Below are 1,858 nucleotides of genomic sequence, written 5' to 3'. Positions count from 1 at the left end.
AACGAATTGGCTCACAGGCTCTACGATAGCGCCTTCCTGACAACGTCGACCGACCCTTACCCACCCCTTAACGATCACGCTTTCCTGATGACTGACGATTATTGACTTTCATCAGTGATTAGTCGACATTCCTCTCATTGCAGACGCAGGAGTGTCCTCCGATGTTCGTTCGGTCCGTTTTGTCCAGCTATTCCAGGCTCTTGGCTGGCGTGGCATTGGCGCTTGTGGCAGCCTCGTTGGCCGGGTGCAATGATACCGTGGCGCAAAAGGCTGAGCCGCCGCGGCCGGTTCTGGTCGCAACCGCCCATTATGATGCCGAGACCCCGGAGCGCAGCTTCGTCGGTACCGTGCGGCCCCGGATCGAGAGCGACCTCGGCTTTCGCGTCGCGGGCAAGGTTGCCAAGCGCCTGGTCGAAGTCGGCCAGACCGTCGAGATCGGCCAGCCGCTCGCCACCCTCGACGAGGTCGATCTAAAACTCCAGGCCGAGCAGGCCGTCGCCGAGCAGACCGCGTCGACCGGTGTGCTGGCGCAGGCCGCCGCTGCCGAACAGCGCGCCAAGGATCTGAAGGCCAAGGGCTGGACCACCGATGCCGCGATGGATTCGAGCCGCGCGGCTGCCGACGAGGCCCGTGCGCGCCTTGACCGCGCCGTCCGCTCCGTCGAGCTGACCAAGAATTCCCTTTCCTACGCGACGCTCAACGCCGACGCCCGTGGCGTCGTCACCGCAACGCTGATCGAGCCCGGCCAGGTGGTTGCCGCAGGCCAGACCTCGATCCGTGTCGCCCGCTTTGCCGAAAAGGAAGCGGTCGTCGCGATCCCTGAGACGCTGGTCGGACGTGCCAAGTCGGGCGCCGCCAGCGTCACTCTTTGGTCGGAGCCGGACAAGAAATATGCAGCGAAGCTGCGCGAGATCGCGCCCACCGCGGATTCCGCGACGCGCACCTATCTCGCAAAATTCTCGCTGCCCGAGGCCGGCGACAAGGTCGAGCTCGGCATGACCGCGACGCTGACGCTGTCGGATGCCGCCACCCAGCGTGTCGCGCGGCTGCCGCTGTCGGCGCTGTTCAACGAAGGCGGCAAGCCGTCCTTCTACGTCGTCGACGACAATGGCGCAGTCACGCTGAAGCCGGTCGCGGTGAAGTCCTACGACAGCAACGACGTCATCATCACCAGCGGTGTCGACGAGGGCGCCAAGATCGTCACCCTCGGCGTGCAGAAGCTCGACCCCGGCCAGAAGGTGCGGGTCGTGTCGTCACTGTCCTTCTGAGTGTTTCTTACGAGTTACGTCGTGTGAGGTGAGTTTCGGCCCCAGCGCAAATGCAAGGGCTGAAGCGGCGAAGCGATCCAGAACCTGCCCAGCCCCCTGGATTGCTTCGCTGCCTCGCGACGACGCCCTGAACAGAGCGGCTGTCGTTTTTGGCAATTGGATCGTTTTTTCCGGAGAGTGCGATGAAGCGCTTCAACCTTTCGGCCTGGGCCGTCAGCCATCCGACGCTGGTTCTATTCCTGATGCTGGTGCTCGGCGTCGCCGGCTTCTTCTCCTATCAGAAGCTCGGCCGCGCCGAGGATCCGTTCTTCACGGTGAAGGTGGTCAACGTCTCCGTGCTGTGGCCGGGCGCGACCTCGCAGGAGATGCAGGCGCAGGTCGCCGATCCCATCGAGAAGAAGATCCAGGAGCTGCCTTACTTCGAAAAGGTGCAGACCTATTCCAAGCCCGGCTTCACCGCGCTTCAGGTCACTTTCCGCGACTCCACGCCGCCGAAAGACGTGCCTTACCTCTTCTATCTCTTGCGCAAGAAGCTGGTCGACGTGCAGGGCCAGCTGCCCGCAGGCATTCTAGCACTACTTTGGCAGATT

At 63.1% G+C, this 1,858-nt stretch carries 2 protein-coding genes; both read left to right on the top strand.

The genetic code is table 11. The features are described 5' to 3' along the window. Positions 1–161 precede the first annotated feature (161 nt). Positions 162–1,268, top strand: coding sequence for an efflux RND transporter periplasmic adaptor subunit (locus FXB40_RS47225; RefSeq protein ID WP_148779082.1), 1,107 nt, complete (start codon positions 162–164; stop codon positions 1,266–1,268). Between the two features lie 182 nt (positions 1,269–1,450). Continuing rightward, positions 1,451–1,858 (top strand): efflux RND transporter permease subunit (locus FXB40_RS47220; RefSeq protein WP_148779081.1); only part of this gene is annotated, 408 nt, incomplete at its 3' end.

The organism is Bradyrhizobium rifense (assembly GCF_008123425.1).
GTDB classification, from domain to species: Bacteria; Pseudomonadota; Alphaproteobacteria; order Rhizobiales; family Xanthobacteraceae; genus Bradyrhizobium; species Bradyrhizobium rifense.
Note: the sequence above shows the minus strand (reverse complement) of the source record. Positions and strands in the feature narration are given on the sequence as shown.